This window comes from Nocardia otitidiscaviarum NBRC 14405 (genome assembly GCF_000308635.1).
Taxonomy (GTDB): Bacteria; Actinomycetota; Actinomycetes; order Mycobacteriales; family Mycobacteriaceae; genus Nocardia; species Nocardia otitidiscaviarum.
This window is the reverse complement of sequence record NZ_BAGD01000032.1, coordinates 23,146-42,679: the sequence shown is the minus strand read 5'-3', so window position 1 is coordinate 42,679 and position 19,534 is coordinate 23,146. Positions and strand designations below refer to the sequence as shown.

The window sequence follows — 19,534 nt, the reverse complement described above, 5'->3', positions numbered from 1 at the left end:
ATTCCGGGACCCGCGGCCTGTCGTCAGCGCGGAATCACACGGGGGCGATCGTGGCGGCCCGGTGCGGCGGCTCCTGCGGACGGGCCGATGCCGTCCGGTCCGCCACCGCCGCCGCGAGTTCGGCGACCGTGGGCATGTCCACGATGGTGCGCACCGCCAGCTCCACCCCGAATTCGGCGTGGATCCGGGCGGCCAGGCGGGTGACGAGCAGGGAGTGGCCGCCCAGGTCGAAGAAGGAGTCGTCGGCGCCGACCCGATCGCGCGCGAACAGGCGGGCGAACAGCGCGCACATGCGACGTTCGGCGTCGGTGGCGGGCTCGCGGTGCCGACGGCGACGCACGACACCGTGCGGCGCGGGCAGGGCGCGCTTGTCGAGTTTGCCGCTGGCCGTCCGGGGGATCTCGTCGACCACCGCGAAGGCGCGCGGGACCATGTAGTCCGGGAGCACCGCGGCGGCATGCGCGCGGACCCGCTCGATATCGACGGTCCGGTCGGGTGCGGGCACCAGGTACGCGGCGAGCATCGGGCCGGTGGCCGGATCGTCGGCGACCAGCACGACACAGCGGGCCACCGCGGCGTGTGCGGACAGCGCGGCCTCCACCTCGCCCAGTTCGATGCGGTAGCCGCGCACCTTCACCTGCTCGTCGGCCCGGCCGACGAACTCCAGCTCGCCGAACTCGTTGCGGCGCACCAGATCTCCGCTGCGATACAGCCGGGCTCCGGGCGTGAACGGGTCGGCCACGAAACTCGCGGCGGTCAACCCTGGACGGCCGAGATAGCCGCGCGCCAGCTGCGCACCGCCCAGATACAGCTCACCCACCACACCGGCGGGCACCAGGTGCAGTGCCGCGTCCAGCACGTAGGCGTGCACATTCCGATTGGGGATGCCGATGGGCACGATGCCGGGGCCCATCGGTCCGTCCACCGGCATATGGGTGGCGCAGACGACCGCCTCGGTCGGCCCGTAGTGATTGCGCAATTCGGCGTCGAAGACACCGGCGAACCGGTCGGCCACCTCGCCGGGCAGCGGCTCACCGCCGACCGGCACCCGGCGCAGCGCCCGCCATGCACTGATCTCGGGCAGTTGCAGGAAGGTGCTCAACATGGACGGCACCATGTGCAGCACCGTGACGCCCCGCTCGGCGATCAGCTCCGCGACATAGCGTATGTCCTGGAACGCACCGGGTTTCGGCACCACCAACCGAGCGCCGAGGGCCAGCGTGACGAAGATGTCGAGCAGCGAGGCATCGAAGCCGACCGACGACGATTGCAGCAATCGGTCGTCGGAGGTCATCCCCCAGTCGGCGATGAAACTCAGCACATGCTCGGCGATGGCCGCGTGCGCGACCGGAACACCCTTGGGCCTGCCGGTCGACCCCGAGGTGTAGATGACATAGGCCAGATTGGCCGGACGCAGCGGCCGCACCCGGTCGTCATCGGTGGGCGCGGACTCCGGCAGCGCGGCGGCCAGCTCCTCCGCGAGTTCCAGCTCCGCCCGGCCCAGCACCAGGCACGGGCCCGCATCCTCGATCAGGTAGTCGACGCGGTCGACGGGGTCGGCCGGATCGATGGGCAGATAGGCGGCACCGGCCTTCAATACGGCGTAGACGGCCACCAGGAATTCGATCGAGGCCCCCAGGCGCAGGCCGACCAGGTCCTCGGCGCCGACACCTCGGCGAATCAGCCAGTGGGCCAACCTGTTCACCCGGCGGTCCAGTGCGGCGTAGGTGAGTTCGGCGGTATCGGAGACCAGCGCCAGGGTGTGCGGCGCGGCGGCGACACTGCGCTCGAACAGGCCCACCATGGTGGTGGGTGCGATCTCCGCGACCGCACCGCGCGAGGCGGCGAGGACGGCGTCACGGTCGCGTGCGCCGAGCATGTCCAGATCGCCGATGCGGCGGTGCGGTGCGGCCAGCGCGCTGTCCAGCAGCCGCACATAGTGCTCGAGCATGGACTCCACCAGCGGGCGGGTCAGTACGTCCACCTGATATTCGGCCTCCACCAGCGCATCCCCCGCGCTGTCGGTGACCACCGCCAGTGCCAACGGCACCTGCGCCGTGGGCGCACCGAGTTGGTCGAGGCGGGTGGAGGTGACACCGTCGAGCGTGAACCCGTGGGTGCTCTCCCGGGTACTGAAGCCGAGCCGCACCAGCTGGTCCATGCCGTCGCGTCCGGCCACCCGCTCCGGATTGGCCTCGCGCACAATGCGATCGATGCCGACGCGACCGTGCGCGAGGGCCTCCCGGCAGTGTCGCTCGGTAGCGGCGACGAGCTCGCCGAAGGTGGCGGCCGAATGCGGGGTCGGGCGCAGCAGCAGCGTATTGCCGAAGTAGCCGATCAGCCGACGGGCGGCGGCCGAGCGGCGGTTGGTGACCGGGATGGAGACGAGGAAATCGCCTGCGGCGGTGTAACGCTCGACCAACGCGGCATACGCGGCCAACAGCACCGCGAACGGCGTGGCGGCGTGGTCACGCGCGTAGGAGTCGACCCGGTCGAGCAGGTCACGGGGTAGCGCGATGGTGGCGCGGTCGGCCCGCTTGGACGGGTTCATCACGGCGGAGCCGGGCAGCAGCAGCGGATCGGGCAGCGGACGCAGCACGGACCGCCAGTAGGCGACAGCGGCCGCATCGTCGGTGTCGTCGGCTGCGCGGGCGGCGCTATCGGCAGCACGAGCGGTGTCATGAGCAGCGCGGACGGTGTCATGGGCAGCGCGGACGGTGTCGTCTGTACCGGGAGCGGCACCAGCAGCAGCGGGAGCGGCACCAGCAGCAGCGCGGGCGGCACCAGCAGCAGCGGGAGGGACAACATCGGTAACGCGGGCAAGACCAGCGGCAGCGGGAGCGGCGACGTTGACGACGGCAGCGGTGTCGAAGGCGGCGGTGTCGGCGGTGCCGGTGGCGGAGCGATCAACCGCCGCATTGATTTCGGCGGCGTTGATGTCGGCTCGGGCGGCGGCGTTGGCTGGGGCGGCGGCGTTGACTTCGGCGGCGAGGGTGACCTCGATATCGATGAATCGCGCTGGCAGGGCCGCCATCTCGTGGCCGTTGTAGGCGGCGTCGACCTCGGCGAAGAACACCGGCCAGGAGTCGTCGTCCCAGCAGATGCGGTGCACCGCCAGCAGTAGCACGTGTTCCGTGGCGGCTGTACGCACCAGGGTCGGGCGCAGCGGGGGTTCCGCGGCCAGGTCGAAGCTGCGCGCGAATTCGCGGCGCGCCAGCACTGCCACCCGCCGGGCCCGGTCCGCCGGGGGCAGCCCGCTCACGTCGTGCGTCTGCCACGGAAGCGAAATCCCCTCGGAGCGAACCTGATACGGTTCCCCTTCGGCGTCCACCCCGTAGGTGGTGCGCAGCACGTCGTGGCGGGCGGCGACCGTGTCGACGGCGGCGCGCAGCCGTGCGACGTCCAGCGCACCCGACAGGCGGTAGGCCACACAGATGTTCAGCGTGGTGTCCTCGGGATCGCGGGCCTGAAGGAACCACATGCGCCGCTGACCCACCGACAGCGGGTGGCGGTCCACGGCGGGGCTGGCGGTAACCGACATGCGAATTAGCATAGGCTATCCTTACAAACCGAGTGATCGAGGTAACGACCGAACGGAGCTCCACCCCTATGAACCGGACGTACGTGCTCAAGCGCGAGCTGACCGACATTCCCGAGAACGTCCGCACCGCGCCCGCACCCGTCGTTCCCGACTTCGACCATCCCTTCGACCTGCGGATCGTCGATGCCGACGGGGCCGACCCGGAACTCATCACCGAATGGATGCACCGGCCGCACCTGGTCGAGACCTGGGAGCAGGACTGGCCCTCGGCCCAGCGCCGCGACGACTGCGCCGCCCAGTTGGCCGGAACCTTCTCGCGGCCGTGCATTCTCGGCTACGACTTCACCGCGGCCGACCTGCCCGAACTGGGCCGCCAAGAGGTCGCCTACGTCGAGTTGTACCGGCCCGCCAAGGACGAGATCGGCACCCTGTACGCCGCCGACCCGCGCGACATGGGCTTCCACATCGCCACCGCCGAGACGAAACTCATCGGACGCGGGGTGATGTCGGCCTGGATGCGGGAGCTCGCGACCAGGGTCTTCGCCGCCGAACCCGAGTGCCGCCGGATGATGTGCGACCCCGACCACCGGAACGCGCCCATGCGCAGGGCGCTGACGAAGAACGGCTGGATGCACCTGGGCGACTTCGATATTCGCCCCGATCGCCGTATCTCGCTGTACACCCTGCCGCGGACCGCCGCAGACGTGCCGACCCTGCGCTGAATCCGATCGCGCCTCGTCCGCCGCCGCACCGGTGGCGGACGAGGCGTATCGCGTTGCAGCAGCGGTCCCGCCAGGAATGCCGCGCCGAGCGGCCAGCAGCGTGCCACACGGCGGCGCGGCTACCCGGCGACGGCGGCCCCGGCGCGGACCGAATTGCGGCGACGGCCGTGATCGGTCCGCAGCACCCGATCCGAAAGTTCGCCCAGGCAGCTGAGATTCGGGAATCCGGGGCCCTGCGCGAGCGCCGCCATATTCGGCAGATAGAGCTTGTTGTCGAGATCGGCGACCGCCAAGTCGTAGCCGATGGCCGCCTCCACGCGCTCCTGCGTGATCGGTCCACCCACCGCCAGTTCGAGCAGATCCGTCGCGGCGGTGTCGAGCAACTCCAGGTACCACAGCGGATCGCCGCCGGTGGCGTCCACCACCAGGTCGTAGGCGTGCACCTGGTCGGGCCGCAGTTCGTTGCGCAGCGTCACCGCGACGCCGTCACCCTGATCGACGGTGCGCACCACGCGGCCCTGGAGATGATGAACGCGATTGTCCCCCAACAGGGTTTCCTGCACCCGCACCGAGAAGACGCCGCGATCGGTCCGGCGGATCACATCGCGCCGCTCGGCCATACCCAGCGAACTCCATCGGACGGGGTCGCTGAAGAGCGAATTCTCGAAATAGCCCTCGCCCCGGGTGTAGATGGTGGCCTTCGGGGTGATCACCGAGATGGACAGCATCTCGTGCCGCACCAACTCGTCGAGCGCGGACCCTGCCGTCTCGCCGCCGCCGATCACCGCCACCCGCGAGGAGGGCGGCAGGCGGCGCTTGCCGGCCAGATCCCAGAACTCGGCGATGCTCAACACCTTCGGATGGTCGGCCAACGCCCGGTCGCTGCGTCCGGGACCGGTGATCATGACCGCGTCGCAATCGATTTCGCAGGTCTCGCCCGCGGCGTCGGCCACCGTCACCAGCCAGCCGTCATCGGCGGCGGCAATGGTGCGCACGGTGCCGAGCACCAGTTCCATATCGGTCTTGCGGCCCACCCACTGGAGGTATTTGGCCCAGACGTGGTGCTGTGGACTGGGGCGGCCGCGGTCGATCCACTCGGCGTAGGTGCCGTGCTCGATCAGGAACGCGGTCCAGCTGAAGGCGGTCATACCCTCGTTGAGCGCCTGATTGTGACCGCGTGCCCAGGTGGAGTGGTAGGGGAAGCCGACATCCTTCTCCGGGCTGGTACCCAGGCGGTGTTGACCGTCGGTCCACCCGCCGCTGGGCAGCCAGTTTCCGCCCACCGCATGGGCTTCCACCACGATCACCCGCGGCGCGGGCAGGCCGAGCCGCCGCAGTACGTGCGATTTCGCCGCCACCGCCATGGCTTTCGGCCCCGCACCGACCACCAGAAGTGTGTCCACCGGTTCTCCTGCCCTCCTGTTCGGCGTCAACCCGCCGTCTCGCCATCCCGCCCCAATGTTTGCATAGGCTTACCTTATCTTTCGCGTCCGAGCTTGCCCAGACCGCCGATTGCCGGAATCCCTTTCCATGGACGGGCGTTGAGGGTGGAATGACCACTACCGACGCCCTTTCCTCGCATGAGCCCGTCGTAGATCCGGGCACCGAGTTCGGTAAGCACGTCACCGAGCGGTTCCGGAAGGACACCGTGGCCTGGCTGACCACGGTCGGATCATCCGGCACGCCACAGCCCAATCCGGTGTGGTTCCTGTGGGACGGCACCGAGTTCCTCATCTTCAGCCAGCCCGATCAGGCCAAGCTGCGCAATATCGCTCGCAATCCGCGAGTTTCGCTGCATCTCAACAGCACCGAGACCGGCGGTGACGTCGTCATCCTCACCGGCGACGCGCGGATCGACCCCGAGGGCGCGACACCACCCGAGATCGTCCAGTACACCCGCAAGTACACCAGCGGCCTGGTGGACATCGGCATGACCGATGAGCAGTTCTACTCCTCGTACTCGGTCGTCGTACGGGTTCGGCCCGACCGGTTGCGCGGTTTCTGACGGCTCCGGCCGCGCGAACTCCGCGTGACGCCGTCCACACCGGCCCCCACCTGCGAGATCACCGCTCGACCCGCACCGATAGGGTCGAGCCGGTGAGACGCAGGCAGCAACCGCCGCTACCCAAGCGGCACGGGCTCGACCCGGCCCGGTTGCGACTACCGGAAGACGGCCACTGGGCCACCGTCCGCGACCATCTGGTGGAGCGGCTGCCACGCGTACCCGCGCACCGCATCGACGAACTGCTGCGCGAGGGCGGGATCGTGGACCTCGAGGGCCCCCTCGCCCCCGACGCACCCTACGTTCCCGGCGGGGCGATCTGGTTCCACCGGGATCTGCCCGACGAAACGCCCGTGCCGTTCGACATCGGCATCGTGCACCGTGACGAGTCAATCCTGGTTGTCGACAAACCGCACTTCCTGGCAACAATTCCACGCGGCCAGCACATCCTCGAAACCGCCCTGGTGCGGCTGCGCCGGGAGCTCGACCTACCCGATCTCGTTCCGGCCCACCGGCTCGACCGCGCCACCGCCGGGCTCGTGCTGTTCGTCGTCGATCCGGCCCGGCGCGGGGCGTACCAGACCCTGTTCCACCGGCGACTCGTCCACAAGGAGTACGAGGCGATCGCGCGCTTCGACCCGACGCTGGAGCTGCCGCGCGTGGTGCGCAGCCGCATCGTCAAGGAGCGGCAGGTGCTGCAGGCGTACGAGGTGGACGGCGAGCCCAATGCCGAAACCCAGGTGGAACTGCTCGAACACCGCGACGGGCGGGGCCGCTACCGACTGCTGCCGCGCACCGGGCGCACCCATCAGCTGCGATTGCATATGAACGGGCTCGGGGTGCCGATTCTCGGCGACGACTTCTATCCCGAACTCACCGACAAACCGGTCGACGATTTCACCCGACCGCTCCAACTGCTCGCCTCGGCACTCGAATTCACCGATCCGGTAACGCGGGAGCCGCGCCGGTTCACGACGAAACGGACGCTTCAGGCGTGGGATGATCCACGCGGCTGGGCGGGGCCTGAGAATTAGCGCGCAGTTCGCCGCATCCGGGTGCGTTCTCAGGATATGAACGTAGACTGGCCGCGATGTCTCGAAATGATAACGGCGCGGTCGCCGTCAGCCCGGCTCCGACGGCCCCGCAGCCCCGACGGCTGCACGCGTATATCGACGTCGCCGTTGTCATCGTCGTGCTGACCGGCACGAATCTCATCGCGCACTTCACCACCGCCTGGGCCAATATCGTCACGGTGCCCATTGCCGCGGTGATTCTGCTGGCCATGGTGCGCCGTCGCGGGCTGAGCTGGAGCGACCTCGGACTCTCCCCGCGACACTGGCGCACCGGTTCGCTGTGGGCGCTCGGCGCGGTCGGGGTGGTGCTGGCCGCGGTCGCCATCGGCGCGGCGCTGCCGATCACCCGGCCGTTCTTCCTGGCCGATCGGTACGCCACCGTTTCGGGCGCGCTCATCGCCTCCATGGTCGTCATCCCGTTGCAGACCGCGATTCCCGAGGAACTGGCCTTCCGGGGCGTACTACATGGAACGCTGGACCGGATCTTCGCGGCCCGGGGCGTATTCATGGCGGGCTCACTGCTTTTCGGACTCTGGCATATCGCCTCGTCGCTGGGACTGACCAGCGGGAACAAGGGCCTGTCGAGTTTCCTCGGCGGCGGGCCGCTCGGGCAGGTGCTCGGCATCGCGCTCGCCGTACTCGCCACGGCCGTCGCGGGCGCGATCTTCACCTGGTTGCGGCGGCGCAGCGGGAGCCTGCTCGCGCCGATCGCCTTCCACTGGGCGGTGAACGGTGCGGGGGCGCTGGCGGCGGCGGTCGTCTGGCACGTCACCCTGCACTGACTATGTGACTGGAACTTGTTTCAGTATTTTCCCGAAAGTGCCACGCGACCAACTGGACGCTCGCTAAGGTTCGCTGGTCCGCATCCGATGCGGTAGGCACCCGAGGAGTTATCCATGACGATGTCCGTGAACAAGCGCATCGCGCGGCGGGCCGGTGTCGGCGTCACCGCCCTGGCCGCGATGGCCTGTTCGGCGGCGCTGACGGCGCCCTACGCGACCGCCGTCCCCACCGGCCTGTCGGTCAACGCCCGAAATATCTACGAGGCGTGCACCTACGAGATCACCGCGACCGTGGACCACTGGTTCGAGGTCTGGTTCCACGACAGCGGCCGCGTCATCAAGGGCAGTCCGGTCAAACCGGTCAACGGTAAGGCCACCATCCAGTGGACGCCGACCTTCGCGGGCACCCACACCCTGGCCGTGCTCCAGGGCTCGGCCTGGGAACTCAAGGTGAACGTCCTGCAACCCACCCTCACCGGCAGCGCCACCTGCGGCGCGTCACCGCTGGGCTTCCTCGGCTCGTAGCATCCCCAGATCCGGTTCGGCAGGGCCTCGCTCCCCGAACCGTCCCGGGGGCCGGGCCGGCACATTCCTCTGTTCCCTCGCCGGCCCGGCCCACCCCCGGACAGCACACGTGAGCGGCCCGCCCTCGTTCCCGGGGGCGGGCCGTCGTTGTCGCTACCGGGACGCGGTATCATGCTCCCGGTCGTCATAGCCGATCGACCGATCCGGATCGTTGCGACGGACCTTCCTCTCGTCCCCGTGGCCCGGCCACCAGGCCCGGTGACCGATGAGCGCGGTAAGCGCCGGGGTGAAGAACATCGACATCACGAAGGCCGCGATGGCGATACCCACCGAGATGGCGAAACCCATCTGAGCCAGTACGGAATTGCCCGCCAGCATCATCGAGGCGAACGTGCCCGCGAGAATGAGACCGGCCGCGGCGATGGTCGGGCCGCTGTGCCTGACCGCGGATGCGGCCGCCTGCCTCGGCTCCAGACCCTCCCGCGCCTCCTCGCGCAGCCGCGCCACCATGAGGATGTTGTAGTCGGTGCCGAGCGCGACGACGAACAGGTACATGATGATCGGCAGCGTGAAGATCAGACCCGAATCGCCCTGCGCGTGCTGGAAGACCAGCACCGCCGCGCCCAGGGTGGCGGCGAATCCGAGGAAAACCGACGCCATCAGGTACCACGGCGCCACCAGGCTGCGCAGCAGCAGCGCCAGTACGAGCATGATGAGCAGCGCGGCCACCGGGAACACGATCGTGTAGTCGCGCACCATGGCGTCCTGGAAGTCCACGAACACCGAGGTCATCCCGCCAACCAGGGCCGCGGTGCCCGCGGGTGCGGCCGCGTGCGCGGTATCGCGCAGTGGGCCGCGCACGGTGTCGATGGCGGTATCGGACTCCGGAGCGTCGGTGAGGGTCACCTGATACTCGGCGACGGTGCTGTCCGCGGAGCGCTGTGGCGGGGAAACCTGGCCCACGCCTTCCACGGTCGCCAGGGCAGTGCCGAATTGGGCCAGCTGGGCCTCGGTCAGCTGATCCTGGCCGTGGGTGCGCAGATACACCAGGGACGGCTGAGTCGCGCCCGCGGGCATGCCTTTGCGCAGTTCCTGGCCCCAGACCGCGGATTCGGAGGTGTCCGAGGTGGCTCCGGAGGTCAGGTCGAAGGTCGGGTTGAAGCCGACGGCGAAACCACCCAGGGCCACCAGTACCAGCCCGGACAGCACGGCGTACACGGCGGGATGCTTGCCCAGCGAGCGACCGATACCCGCCGACACCGCGCCCCTGGGTTCCCGCTGCCAGCTCTTGGACGGCCAGAAGACCTTGGTACCCAGCAGCGAGACGATCGCCGGGATCAGGGTCAGGCCGGCCACCAGCATGATCGCCACCGCGATGGCCAGTGAGACGCCGAGCGAGCGGAACATGCCGAGCGCCGAAAGCACCAGGGCCGCAAAGGCGATGATCACCGCGAAGGCGGCGGAGGCGATGGCCTCACCCACCCGGGCGACGGCATTGACCATGGCCGTCTGCGGATCGTCACCGGCCCGCAGCCGTTCCCGATAGCGGAAGATCAGGAACAGGAAGTAGTCGGTGCCCACTCCGAACAGCACCACCAGCAGCAGCGCCTGCACCGAACTGTCGATGGAGAATTCGAAGGCCTCCGCCGACCAGGCGACCGCTCCGTGCACCAGCAGCGATATGGCGTAGATGATGAGGATCGGCAGCAGGGCCAGCACCGGGCTCCGGAAGATGAGCAGCAGCAGCACGATGATCAGCAGAATCGTGGCGATGCCGACAATGGCCAGACCCTTCTCGCTGGATTCGATCTGATCCAGCATGGCGGCCGCGGAACCGGTGACCCCGGCCTTCAGTTCCGTTCCGGAGACAACCTCCTGCACGGCCTCCCGCAGGTCCTCGACCGCATCGGTCTGACGGGTGTCGTCGGCGGCGGTGACCTTGACCATCTGCACGCCGATCATCTGCACCAGACGGTTCTCCGACGGCGGGGTGGCCTGCACACCGGTGATGTGCTCGATGTTCCGGGCGGCGAGATCGGCGGCCAGGGCGGTGACGGCGGCCGCATCGGTTGCGGTGAGCGGCTGTTCGTCGGCGCGTTCGACGACGATGATGGCCGCGGGGAGCTGACTGTCGTCGAACGCTTTCTCCTGCAACGCCATCGCTTCGACGGACTCGTAGTGGGCGGGCAGGAATTCGGCCTGGTCGGTGGTGGCGGTGAGCTTCGGCGCGGAGGCCACCACGCCGACGATGGCGATCAGCCAGATGCCGATGACAACCCACGGTTTGTGGACGACGAAGCGCCCGAGAATGGCGAACATGCCTGGTTGGTCCTTTCGGGGCCGCAATATGCATCAGTTATTGCGCATATGGGCATAGGTGTACGACACGGCACCGACCCCTCGATTTCGCAGTGCCGCTTCGTATTTCGTTCTTTCGATCCGGACGAAGCCGCGAGCTCCGCGCTGCTTCCGCAGTCACTATAAGTAGACGTATACGTATAACGCAAGAGGTGGTCGGGACGCCGCCGCGCACGTACCGTGGACGCATGGCGCTGACGTTGCAAGAACGACAGGAATTCCTCGCCCAACCCCACATCGGTGCGCTCGCCGTGGCCGTCGCCCCGGACCGCGCCCCACTCAATGTGCCGATCTGGTACCAGTACGAACCAGGCGGTGAGCTCTGGATCCTCACCGGGGTCGAATCCGTGAAACTCCGGCGGCTACGCGATGCCGGACGATTCAGCCTGATGGCGCAGGTGCTCGAGCCGACCGTCCGCTACGTCACGGCGGAGGGGCCGATCACCCGGGTGGAGCCGATGACCGACGCGATGCACCGGGAGATGGCCGCGCGCTATCTGCCGCCCGACAAGGTGGATCCGTATCTGAAGTTCGCCGAGTCGCACGGCGACCAGGTGGCCGTGTTCATGCGCCCCGAGAAGTGGCTCTCCGCCGATCTGGGCGATCTCAGCGAACTCGGCTGATCGGCTACGGGCCCGTACGCCGTCGGCCCGCCTCCCGGTCGGGAGGCGGGCCTTCGCGTTTCCGCCCCGCCCCGAGCGCGTCGGCCCGTCCAACGTAAGCTGCGGTTCTCTCGCTATCACCGAAACTCCGCGTTTCTCCGCTCGACCACCGTCAGCGAAAGGTAGCCATGTTCAGGATCGTCGCCGCCACGGCCGCGCTCGGACTCGCCCTCGGAGCGGCCCTGCTCGGTTCCACTGCGAAAGCCGCTGCGGCAGTACCTTTTCCCGCCGTCGTGACGCTCGCGTCCGCCGGTACCTGCGCGGGCGAGATCAGTGCGGTGGCGCTGCCGGGTCATGGGGTGGCCGCCATCTATCTGCGCGGCACCTTCATGACACCGGTGCCCCAGCCCGCCTGCGTGGCCACCACCACCATCGCGTGGCGCAATCTCGACAGCGGCACCTCGGGCACCGCCGGGGCCGATGTCACCGGGAGTCCCGGCGGGCGGCCCGGACCGATCGCGGGCGCGGTGCTGCCCACCGGTCCGGGGCGCGTCGAGGCGTGGATCTCCACCGTGCCGCTGCCGCACCTGCCGAGCATGGTCAGCTTCACCGTCGGCTGAGCTGCGGTAACACCCATACCGCGGGGTTCGACATACCCTGCGAACTCTCGCGGAGCGGGCTCGTACACCGCCGCCCCCATCGTCGGCACGCTCGAAGCACCCGAAGCGATGCGCGGAGCACTTGTCGACGACGGCACGACCACACTCGTCAGCGTGAAAGGCAGGCTCCTATGATCGCCACTCTCGGTCGCACCGCTGTACTCGGCATCGCCGTCACCGCCGCCCTGGTCGCCACCACCGGCACCGCCTCGGCGGCCACTACCTTCTCCCCCACCTACACCCTCGCGACCGGCTGGACCTGCGCGGGCGAGGTCAGCGGCACCGCCATCCCCGGCCCCAGCGACTACAGCGCCCCCGGCGAGGCCGCCGTCTACCTGCGCGGCACCTTCTGGAGCGCCACTCCGGGCTCCCACCAGTCCGGCTGCTCAGTCACCGCCACCGTCACCTGGCGCAACCTCGACACGGGCGCGTCCGGGTCCACGGCGACCGTGGTCGTGGGTGGCCCCTTCGGCGAAACCGGCCCGGCCACAGGCGTTCTCCTGCCGACCGGCCCCGGCCGCGTCGAGGCGACCGTCTCCACCACGCCTCTGCTGCACCACCCCGGACAGGCCACCTTCACCGTCGACCCGGCCTGAGTGCCCAGCGGCGAGGACGGCGGGAAGACACCACCGCCGAACGGCAACGCAGTACCGAACCACCGCCGGCAGAGGCAGCTCCGGGCGGACGGATCACCGGCGGCCACCCCCGGTCCGCGCACCGGAACGACAGACGTGCCGAAACCGGATGCCGCATCGACTCACCTGCGCCGAGGCTGGGGCGGCGCGAGCCAGGCCGCCTGCACCCCGCCCTCCAGCACGCATTCGGCACCGGTCACACCGCGGGCGAGGAGGAAACTCCTGTGGCACGGCGGCGGGCTCGCACCGTGCACAAGGGGACCGGCGCGCCTCGTTCGGGCGAGCGGAGATCACCGCGCCGTCGCGGTGGCACAGTGGTGGGATGAGATTCGACCACCCGCCTCGGATGGCTGCCTGGCGGCATCGCGGCGCGCGCGAGGGATTCGAGGTCGTCTTCCCGCGCATCACTGATTCCGGTGTCCTGATCGATGGTCACACCACCGCCGTCGAGATGGGGCGAGGCTGGTCGGTGGACTATTCGATCGAACTCGACGGACACTGGCGCACCCGCGCCGCGCGAGTGTCCGTGCGTGACGAGAAGGGTTGGCGGACCGTTCGATTGGCGGCGGACGGGGCGGGGCGCTGGACCGTCGACGGCGAACCGGCACCCGCGCTGGACGGTTGCGTCGACATCGATCTGGAGGCGTCGGCCTGCACCAATACCTTTCCCGTGCACCGGCTGCCGCTGGCCGAGGACGTGGACACCGCCGCTCCGGCCGCTTACGTGCACGTGGCGGTACCGACGGTCACCCGGCTGGAGCAGCGCTACCGCCGCTTGCCGGGCGACGGGCCGGGGCACCGATTCGATTACGAGTCACCGGAATTCGACTTCCGAGCCACGCTGGAGTACGACGCGGCCGGGCTCATCGTCGACTACCCGGGAATCGCGGTGCGGGCAAGGTAGCGCGCGGAACTGTCAGCAGTAGAAGCAGACGCCGCTGGCCGGGAGCTGGGTGAAGCAGGAATCGCAGACCGCGACGCGGGCTTCCTCGGCGGGCTTGTGCTCGGCCTTGCGGACGGAGGCGTTGCGGCTGGCGGCCACCTTCGGGGTGAGCGGCGGGATGCCGCCGTCGGCGGGCACCTCGCCGTGCGCGGCATAGCACTGCCAGCGCGCGTAGGCGGCGTGCAGTTCGAGGTCGGTGGGGATGGGCAGCCCGGCCACCTCGAGGATGTACTTGTAATGGTCGCCGACCTTGTGGTTCTGGCGCACGCACAACGCCGCCAACGGCGGTTCACCCGCGGCGTGGCAGCGGCGGGTCACCTTGCGCAGGATGGCGTCCATCCAGGTGCGGGTCGGCGCGCTGGTGTGCACACCGGACATCTCCTGCACCCGCTCGGCCAATTCGTTCACCGTGACGAAATGTCCGTATTCCGAGGCGGTTTCGACCAACACCTCGTGCGCGGCCAATGCCCACGCCACCGAGGCGTCGCGGAACGACACCGCCTCTCCATCACTCGCCCGCCAAGCACCCGAAGCCGTAGTCACCGCACTCATAGCACCAAAGAAGATAGCGGTCCAGCGCCGCTCGCGCCAATACCACGGCCGGTGTGTGAGAGATCTGCGCGACACGAACGACCCTGTGCCGGAATACCCGAAGGCCCGCTTCCCCGAAACGGGAAGCGGGCCTTCGAAGCTCGACGGCTCAGTCGCGGAGCAGGCTTACTTGGCCTTCTCCAGGACCTCGACCAGACGCCACCGCTTGGTGGCCGACAGCGGACGGGTCTCCATCAGCTGCACGCGGTCGCCGATACCGGCGATCTCGTTCTCGTCGTGGGCCTTGACCTTCGAGGTGGTGCGGATGATCTTGCCGTAAAGCTTGTGCTTCACGCGATCCTCCAGCTCGACCACGATGGTCTTGCTCATCTTGTCGGAGACGACGTAGCCGATGCGCACCTTGCGCGAGCCACGCTCCTCCTGCTTGGCCGGCGTCTTGGCCGGGCCCTTTACGTCGCTCATGCGGCGTCTCCCTTGCCTTCAGGACCGGTGGCCAGGCCGAGCTCGCGCTCCCGCATGACCGTGTAGATGCGCGCGATCTCATGCTTGACCACACGCAGGCGCCGGTTGTTCTGCAACTGGCCGGTCGCCATCTGGAAGCGCAGGTTGAACAGCTCTTCCTTGGATTCGCGCAGCTTGGCGACGAGCTCGTCTTCGGTGAGCTCGCGCAGCTCTGCAGCCGGAGTTCCGGTAGCCATCAGAACTGCTCCTCCCTGGTCACGATCCGGCACTTCATCGGGAGCTTGTGCATCGCGCGGCGCAGGGCCTCACGAGCGGTCTCCTCGTTCGGGTAAGACATTTCGAACATGACCCGACCGGGCTTCACGTTCGCGACCCACCACTCGGGCGAACCCTTACCGGAACCCATGCGGGTTTCGGCGGGCTTCTTGGTGAGCGGCCGGTCCGGGTAGATGTTGATCCAGATCTTGCCGCCACGACGGATGTGGCGGGTCATCGCGATACGCGCCGACTCGATCTGCCGGTTGGTGACGTAGGCAGGCTCCAGAGCCTGGATGCCGTACTCGCCGAACGCCACCGAGGTGCCGCCCTTGGCCATGCCAGAGCGCTTGGGGTGATGCTGCTTACGGTGCTTGACCTTGCGAGGCATCAACATAGGTCAGCCCTCCTTGGACTCTGCCGGAGCGTCGGCCACCGCGGTAGCGGTACCCTGACGCCCGGCCTCGGTGCTGGTCGCCGTGGTGCCCTGGGCACCGGAGCGACGCGGACGGCTCGGCCGCTCACGACGCTCGCGACGCTCACCGGACGGCGCGGCGGTCGCGGTGACCTCACGCTTGCCGCCGACGATGTCGCCCTTGTAGATCCAGACCTTCACGCCGATGCGGCCGAAGGTGGTCTTCGCCTCGTACAGGCCGTAGTCGATGTCCGCACGCAAGGTGTGCAGCGGCACGCGACCCTCGCGGTAGAACTCCGAGCGCGACATTTCCGCGCCGCCGAGACGGCCGGAGCACTGCACACGGATGCCCTTGACGTTCGGCGAACGCATGGCCGACTGGATCGCCTTGCGCATCGCGCGACGGAACGCCACACGGTTCGACAGCTGCTCGGCCACACCCTGGGCGACGAGCTGCGCATCCGACTCGGGGTTCTTGACCTCGAGGATGTTCAGCTGCACCTGCTTGCCGGTGAGCTTCTCCAGCTCGGCGCGGATGCGGTCGGCCTCGGCGCCACGACGGCCGATCACGATGCCCGGACGCGCGGTGTGGATGTCCACCCGCACGCGGTCACGGGTGCGCTCGATCTCGACCTTCGAGATGCCGGCCCGCTCCATGCCGGTGGCGAGGAGCTTGCGGATCGCGACGTCTTCCTTCACGTAGTCCGCGTACTGCTTGTCCGCGTACCAACGCGACTTCCAGTCGGTGGTGATACCGAGGCGGAAGCCGTGGGGATTGATCTTCTGTCCCATTTACTTTGCCCCTCCCTTCCGGCGGCTACGAGCTGCAGCGCCGGCAGTGGGCACGCTCTCGACCTCGATGGTGATGTGGCTGGTGCGCTTGCGGATCCGGAACGCGCGGCCCTGGGCACGCGGCTGGAAGCGCTTCATGGTCACGCCCTCGTCGACGTAGGCCGTCGAGATGACCAGGGTCGCCGGGTTCAGGCCGAGGTTGTTCTCGGCGTTGGCCGCGGCGGAGGCCACGACCTTGGCGACCGGCTCGCTGGCGGCCTGCGGAGCGAACCGCAGGATGTTCAGCGCGTCCTCGACCCGCTGGCCGCGGACCATGTCCACGACGCGGCGCGCCTTCATCGGGGTCACGCGGACATGCTTGGCGGTCGCGCGCGCGGTCGGGTTCTGAGTTTCAGTGCTCATCGCCGCTTGCTCTTCCGATCTTCCTTGACGTGGCTCTTGAACGTGCGGGTCGGCGCGAATTCACCGAGCTTGTGTCCAACCATGTTCTCCGACACGAACACCGGCACGTGCTTGCGGCCGTCGTGGACCGAGAACGTGTGGCCGATGAAATCGGGGATGATGGTGGAACGACGCGACCAGGTCTTGATGACCTGCTTCGAGCCCTTCTCGTTCTGGACGTCCACCTTCTTGAGGAGGTGTTCGTCGACGAACGGGCCCTTCTTGAGGCTGCGTGGCATCTTTAACCTCCTCCTTAACGCTTCTTGCCGCGGCGGCGGACGATGAGCTTGTCGCTCGGACGGTTGGGCTTGCGGGTACGGCCCTCGGGCTGGCCCCACGGCGAGACCGGGTGGCGACCACCGGAGGTCTTGCCTTCACCACCACCATGGGGGTGGTCGACCGGGTTCATGACCACACCACGCACGGTCGGGCGGATGCCCTTCCAGCGCATACGGCCGGCCTTGCCCCAGTTGATGTTGGACTGCTCGGCATTGCCGACCTCGCCGATGGTGGCGCGGCAGCGCACATCGACGCGACGGATCTCGCCGGAGGGCATACGCAGGACGGCGTAGGAGCCTTCCTTACCCAGCAGCTGGATGCTCATGCCGGCGGCACGGGCCAGCTTGGCGCCGCCACCCGGACGCAGTTCCACCGCGTGGATGGTGGTACCGGTCGGGATCGAGCGCAGCGGCAGGTTGTTGCCGGGCTTGATGTCGGCGCCGGTGCCGGACTCGATCTTCGTGCCCTGGGTGACGTTCTTGGGCGCGAGGATGTAGCGCTTCTCGCCGTCCGCGTAGTGCAGCAGGGCGATGTTCGCGGTCCGGTTGGGGTCGTACTCGATGTGCGCGACCTTGGCCGGGATGCCGTCCTTGTCCAGTCGACGGAAGTCGATCAGACGGTAGGCGCGCTTGTGGCCGCCACCGCGGTGCCGGGTGGTGATCCGGCCGTGGGCGTTACGACCACCGGACTTGGTGAGCGGACGCAGCAGCGACTTCTCGGGGGTCGAGCGGGTGATCTCGGCGAAGTCCGAGACCGAAGCACCGCGGCGACCCGGGGTCGTCGGCTTGTACTTACGGATTGCCATGAGTTCTTCTCTGCTTTCTGGAGCTCCAGCCGCTTACGCGACCGGGCCTCCGAAGATCTCGATGGGCTTGCTGTCGGCCGAGATGGTCACGAGCGCGCGCTTGGTGCTCTTGCGCTTGCCGTAACCGAAGCGGGTCCGCTTGCGCTTGCCCTGACGGTTGGCGGTGTTGACGCTGGTCACCTTCACACCGAAGACCTTCTCAACGGCGATCTTGATCTGCGTCTTGTTCGAGTCCGGGTGCACCAGGAAGGTGTAGGTGCCTTCTTCGATCAGCCCGTAGGACTTCTCGGAGATCACCGGCGCGAGCAGGATGTCGCGGGGATCGGCGATGGTGGTCACTTGCTCTCCTCCTGTGCAGCTTCGGCGGGGCCGTGCACGAAGGCGTTGAGCGCCTCGACCGAGAAGACCACGTCGTCGCTCTTGAGGACGTCGTAGGTGTTCAGCTGGTCGGGAGCGATCGGGTGCACACCCTGCAGGTTCGCCACGCTCTTCCACGCGGTGACATCTTCACGGCCGACCACGACCAGGATGTTCTTCCGCTCCGACAGCTCGGCGAGGAAGGACTTCGCGGTCTTGGTGGACGGGGTCTGACCCGCCACCAGCTCGGTGATCACGTGGATGCGCTCGTTGCGGGCCCGGTCCGAGAGGGCGCCACGCAGCGCGGCGGCCTTCATCTTCTTGGGCAGGCGCTGGCTGTAGTCGCGCGGCTGCGGGCCGTGGACGGTGCCACCGCCGGCGAACTGCGGCGCACGGGTCGAACCCTGGCGGGCGCGGCCGGTGCCCTTCTGGCGGTACGGCTTCTTGCCACCGCCGGAGACCTGGCCCCGGGTCTTGGTGGCGTGCGTGCCCTGGCGGGCCGCGGCCTGCTGAGCCACGACGACCTGGTGCATCAGCGCGATATTGGCGGTCACGTCGAAGATCTCCGCGGGGAGTTCGACGGTGCCGTCGGTCTTGCCGCCCGGTGCCTTGACCGGCAGCGACAGGTTGGCTTTCTTCTCAGTGCTCACAGCGCTCACGCCCGGGCACCACCCTTCACTGCACTCTTGACGATCACGACGCCGCCCTTGCGGCCCGGGATCGCGCCCTTGATCAGCAGCAGGCCGTTCTCGGCGTCCACCTTGTGGACCGAGAGGTTCTGCGTGGTGACGCGGTCGTTACCCATGCGACCCGCCATGCGCATGCCCTTGAAGACACGGCCGGGGGTGGAGCAACCACCGATCGAACCCGGACGACGGTGCACGGCCTGCGCACCGTGCGAGGCACCCTGGCCGCGGAAGCCGTGGCGCTTCATGGTGCCCGCGTAACCCTTGCCCTTGGAGGTGCCGGTCACGTCGACGTAGCTGCCCTCTTCGAACACGTCGGCGCTGATCTCCTGGCCGACCTCGAAAGTGGAGGCGTCGGCGACGCGGATCTCCGCGATGTGACGGCGCGGGGTGACGCCGGCCTTGGCGAACTGGCCGGAGACCGGCTTGTTCACCTTGCGCGGGTCGATGGCGCCGAAGGCGACCTGGACGGCGGAGTAGCCGTCGCGCTCCTGGGTACGAATCTGGGTCACGACGTTGGGACCAGCCTTGATGACGGTCACCGGAACGACGCGGTTCTTCTCGTCGAAGACCTGGGTCATGCCGAGCTTGGTGCCCAGGATGCCCGCTGCCGGGCGGCTCTTGTTGTCAGTCATATCTGCAGTCCCC

Annotated in this window: 23 protein-coding genes; 9 read left to right on the top strand and 14 right to left on the bottom strand. The window is 68.4% G+C overall.

Annotation, left to right across the window (positions count from 1 at the left end; genetic code table 11):
* Positions 1-34: 34 nt before the first annotated feature.
* Entirely contained in the window at positions 35-3,541 is a 3,507-nt protein-coding gene (locus ON31_RS37505) for a non-ribosomal peptide synthetase (protein WP_255221987.1), read from the bottom strand.
* 68 nt (positions 3,542-3,609) lie between these two features.
* Between ON31_RS37505 and ON31_RS05050 the strand changes: the two genes are divergently transcribed.
* Positions 3,610-4,263, top strand: a complete 654-nt coding sequence (locus tag ON31_RS05050; protein WP_039809738.1) for a GNAT family N-acetyltransferase — start codon at positions 3,610-3,612, stop codon at positions 4,261-4,263.
* Positions 4,264-4,382: 119 nt separating this feature from the next.
* Here ON31_RS05050 and ON31_RS05045 read toward each other — a convergent pair whose 3' ends face one another.
* On the bottom strand, positions 4,383-5,666 hold the full coding sequence (locus tag ON31_RS05045; protein WP_039809735.1) for a SidA/IucD/PvdA family monooxygenase: 1,284 nt from the start codon (positions 5,664-5,666) through the stop codon (positions 4,383-4,385).
* Positions 5,667-5,815: 149 nt separating this feature from the next.
* On the opposite strand from ON31_RS05045, the gene ON31_RS05040 reads away from it, so the two are divergent.
* From ON31_RS05040 to ON31_RS05025, 4 genes are all read left to right on the top strand, one after another.
* Positions 5,816-6,268 carry a TIGR03667 family PPOX class F420-dependent oxidoreductase gene (locus ON31_RS05040; protein ID WP_039809732.1) on the top strand — a complete coding sequence of 151 codons (453 nt, stop codon included), beginning with the start codon at positions 5,816-5,818 and terminating at the stop codon, positions 6,266-6,268.
* A gap of 92 nt (positions 6,269-6,360) precedes the next feature.
* On the top strand, positions 6,361-7,299 hold the full coding sequence (locus ON31_RS05035) for an RluA family pseudouridine synthase (protein ID WP_039809729.1): 939 nt from the start codon (positions 6,361-6,363) through the stop codon (positions 7,297-7,299).
* A 56-nt stretch (positions 7,300-7,355) separates the two neighbouring features.
* Positions 7,356-8,120, top strand: a complete 765-nt coding sequence (locus ON31_RS05030) for a CPBP family intramembrane glutamic endopeptidase (protein ID WP_039809728.1) — start codon at positions 7,356-7,358, stop codon at positions 8,118-8,120.
* Positions 8,121-8,234: 114 nt separating this feature from the next.
* Positions 8,235-8,645, top strand: a complete 411-nt coding sequence (locus tag ON31_RS05025; protein WP_051036871.1) for a hypothetical protein — start codon at positions 8,235-8,237, stop codon at positions 8,643-8,645.
* A 153-nt stretch (positions 8,646-8,798) separates the two neighbouring features.
* On the opposite strand, the gene ON31_RS05020 is transcribed toward ON31_RS05025, so the two are convergent.
* Positions 8,799-10,964 carry an MMPL family transporter gene (locus ON31_RS05020; RefSeq protein WP_039809726.1) on the bottom strand — a complete coding sequence of 722 codons (2,166 nt, stop codon included), beginning with the start codon at positions 10,962-10,964 and terminating at the stop codon, positions 8,799-8,801.
* 227 nt (positions 10,965-11,191) lie between these two features.
* Here ON31_RS05020 and ON31_RS05015 point away from each other — a divergent pair, with 227 nt between their 5' ends.
* The 4 genes from ON31_RS05015 to ON31_RS04995 all read left to right on the top strand — a co-directional run bounded on the left by ON31_RS05015 (position 11,192) and on the right by ON31_RS04995 (position 13,803).
* Positions 11,192-11,626, top strand: a complete 435-nt coding sequence (locus ON31_RS05015; RefSeq protein ID WP_039809725.1) for a pyridoxamine 5'-phosphate oxidase family protein — start codon at positions 11,192-11,194, stop codon at positions 11,624-11,626.
* A gap of 167 nt (positions 11,627-11,793) precedes the next feature.
* A complete protein-coding gene (locus tag ON31_RS05010; RefSeq protein WP_039809724.1) occupies positions 11,794-12,225 on the top strand; it encodes a hypothetical protein in 432 nt (143 codons plus the stop codon).
* A 170-nt stretch (positions 12,226-12,395) separates the two neighbouring features.
* The gene (locus tag ON31_RS34460) at positions 12,396-12,860 is read left to right on the top strand and encodes a hypothetical protein (protein WP_051036870.1); all 465 of its coding nucleotides are present in this window, start codon (positions 12,396-12,398) and stop codon (positions 12,858-12,860) included.
* Between the two features lie 361 nt (positions 12,861-13,221).
* Positions 13,222-13,803 (top strand): putative glycolipid-binding domain-containing protein, encoded by a 582-nt coding sequence (locus ON31_RS04995; RefSeq protein ID WP_039809722.1) that lies wholly within the window; start codon positions 13,222-13,224, stop codon positions 13,801-13,803.
* A gap of 12 nt (positions 13,804-13,815) precedes the next feature.
* Here the strand turns inward: ON31_RS04995 and ON31_RS04990 are convergent, their stop codons facing one another.
* The 11 genes from ON31_RS04990 to rplC form a co-directional block, all read right to left on the bottom strand.
* Complete coding sequence (locus ON31_RS04990; RefSeq protein WP_039809720.1) at positions 13,816-14,340, bottom strand: hypothetical protein; 525 nt, start codon at positions 14,338-14,340, stop codon at positions 13,816-13,818.
* A gap of 219 nt (positions 14,341-14,559) precedes the next feature.
* Positions 14,560-14,856, bottom strand: a complete 297-nt coding sequence (gene rpsQ / locus ON31_RS04985) for a 30S ribosomal protein S17 (protein WP_029923615.1) — start codon at positions 14,854-14,856, stop codon at positions 14,560-14,562.
* Positions 14,853-15,092 carry a 50S ribosomal protein L29 gene (gene rpmC / locus ON31_RS04980; RefSeq protein WP_029923614.1) on the bottom strand — a complete coding sequence of 80 codons (240 nt, stop codon included), beginning with the start codon at positions 15,090-15,092 and terminating at the stop codon, positions 14,853-14,855. Before rpmC ends, rpsQ begins: the two co-directional genes overlap by 4 nt.
* The gene (gene rplP, locus ON31_RS04975) at positions 15,092-15,508 is read right to left on the bottom strand and encodes a 50S ribosomal protein L16 (protein ID WP_029923613.1); all 417 of its coding nucleotides are present in this window, start codon (positions 15,506-15,508) and stop codon (positions 15,092-15,094) included. Before rplP ends, rpmC begins: the two co-directional genes overlap by 1 nt.
* Positions 15,509-15,511: 3 nt before the next feature.
* The gene (gene rpsC / locus ON31_RS04970) at positions 15,512-16,318 is read right to left on the bottom strand and encodes a 30S ribosomal protein S3 (RefSeq protein WP_039809717.1); all 807 of its coding nucleotides are present in this window, start codon (positions 16,316-16,318) and stop codon (positions 15,512-15,514) included.
* Positions 16,319-16,720, bottom strand: coding sequence for a 50S ribosomal protein L22 (gene rplV, locus ON31_RS04965; protein WP_029923611.1), 402 nt, complete (start codon positions 16,718-16,720; stop codon positions 16,319-16,321).
* On the bottom strand, positions 16,717-16,998 hold the full coding sequence (gene rpsS / locus ON31_RS04960; protein WP_029923610.1) for a 30S ribosomal protein S19: 282 nt from the start codon (positions 16,996-16,998) through the stop codon (positions 16,717-16,719). The genes rplV and rpsS overlap by 4 nt, the downstream gene beginning before the upstream one ends.
* Positions 16,999-17,012: 14 nt before the next feature.
* Positions 17,013-17,843, bottom strand: a complete 831-nt coding sequence (gene rplB, locus ON31_RS04955) for a 50S ribosomal protein L2 (protein ID WP_029923609.1) — start codon at positions 17,841-17,843, stop codon at positions 17,013-17,015.
* 33 nt (positions 17,844-17,876) lie between these two features.
* Positions 17,877-18,182, bottom strand: coding sequence for a 50S ribosomal protein L23 (gene rplW / locus ON31_RS04950; protein WP_029923608.1), 306 nt, complete (start codon positions 18,180-18,182; stop codon positions 17,877-17,879).
* The gene (gene rplD, locus ON31_RS04945; protein WP_029923607.1) at positions 18,179-18,859 is read right to left on the bottom strand and encodes a 50S ribosomal protein L4; all 681 of its coding nucleotides are present in this window, start codon (positions 18,857-18,859) and stop codon (positions 18,179-18,181) included. Before rplD ends, rplW begins: the two co-directional genes overlap by 4 nt.
* The gene (gene rplC, locus ON31_RS04940) at positions 18,856-19,521 is read right to left on the bottom strand and encodes a 50S ribosomal protein L3 (RefSeq protein WP_029923606.1); all 666 of its coding nucleotides are present in this window, start codon (positions 19,519-19,521) and stop codon (positions 18,856-18,858) included. The genes rplD and rplC overlap by 4 nt, the downstream gene beginning before the upstream one ends.
* Positions 19,522-19,534: the final 13 nt, after the last annotated feature.

Bases quoted from the DNA above. Each gene is read 5' to 3' on its own strand.
- rpsC (WP_039809717.1), bottom strand. From the start codon at position 16,318: ATGGGACAGAAGATCAATCCCCACGGCTTCCGCCTCGGTATCACCACC.
- ON31_RS34460 (WP_051036870.1), top strand. From the start codon at position 12,396: ATGATCGCCACTCTCGGTCGCACCGCTGTACTCGGCATCGCCGTCACC.
- rpmC (WP_029923614.1), bottom strand. From the start codon at position 15,092: ATGGCTACCGGAACTCCGGCTGCAGAGCTGCGCGAGCTCACCGAAGAC.
- rpsQ (WP_029923615.1), bottom strand. From the start codon at position 14,856: ATGAGCGACGTAAAGGGCCCGGCCAAGACGCCGGCCAAGCAGGAGGAG.
- ON31_RS05020 (WP_039809726.1), bottom strand. From the start codon at position 10,964: ATGTTCGCCATTCTCGGGCGCTTCGTCGTCCACAAACCGTGGGTTGTC.
- ON31_RS05010 (WP_039809724.1), top strand. From the start codon at position 11,794: ATGTTCAGGATCGTCGCCGCCACGGCCGCGCTCGGACTCGCCCTCGGA.
- rpsS (WP_029923610.1), bottom strand. From the start codon at position 16,998: ATGCCACGCAGCCTCAAGAAGGGCCCGTTCGTCGACGAACACCTCCTC.
- ON31_RS04995 (WP_039809722.1), top strand. From the start codon at position 13,222: ATGAGATTCGACCACCCGCCTCGGATGGCTGCCTGGCGGCATCGCGGC.
- rplB (WP_029923609.1), bottom strand. From the start codon at position 17,843: ATGGCAATCCGTAAGTACAAGCCGACGACCCCGGGTCGCCGCGGTGCT.
- ON31_RS05050 (WP_039809738.1), top strand. From the start codon at position 3,610: ATGAACCGGACGTACGTGCTCAAGCGCGAGCTGACCGACATTCCCGAG.
- ON31_RS05015 (WP_039809725.1), top strand. From the start codon at position 11,192: ATGGCGCTGACGTTGCAAGAACGACAGGAATTCCTCGCCCAACCCCAC.
- ON31_RS37505 (WP_255221987.1), bottom strand. From the start codon at position 3,541: ATGTCGGTTACCGCCAGCCCCGCCGTGGACCGCCACCCGCTGTCGGTG.
- rplV (WP_029923611.1), bottom strand. From the start codon at position 16,720: ATGAGCACTGAAACTCAGAACCCGACCGCGCGCGCGACCGCCAAGCAT.
- rplC (WP_029923606.1), bottom strand. From the start codon at position 19,521: ATGACTGACAACAAGAGCCGCCCGGCAGCGGGCATCCTGGGCACCAAG.
- ON31_RS05025 (WP_051036871.1), top strand. From the start codon at position 8,235: ATGACGATGTCCGTGAACAAGCGCATCGCGCGGCGGGCCGGTGTCGGC.
- ON31_RS05040 (WP_039809732.1), top strand. From the start codon at position 5,816: ATGACCACTACCGACGCCCTTTCCTCGCATGAGCCCGTCGTAGATCCG.
- rplP (WP_029923613.1), bottom strand. From the start codon at position 15,508: ATGTTGATGCCTCGCAAGGTCAAGCACCGTAAGCAGCATCACCCCAAG.
- ON31_RS05030 (WP_039809728.1), top strand. From the start codon at position 7,356: ATGTCTCGAAATGATAACGGCGCGGTCGCCGTCAGCCCGGCTCCGACG.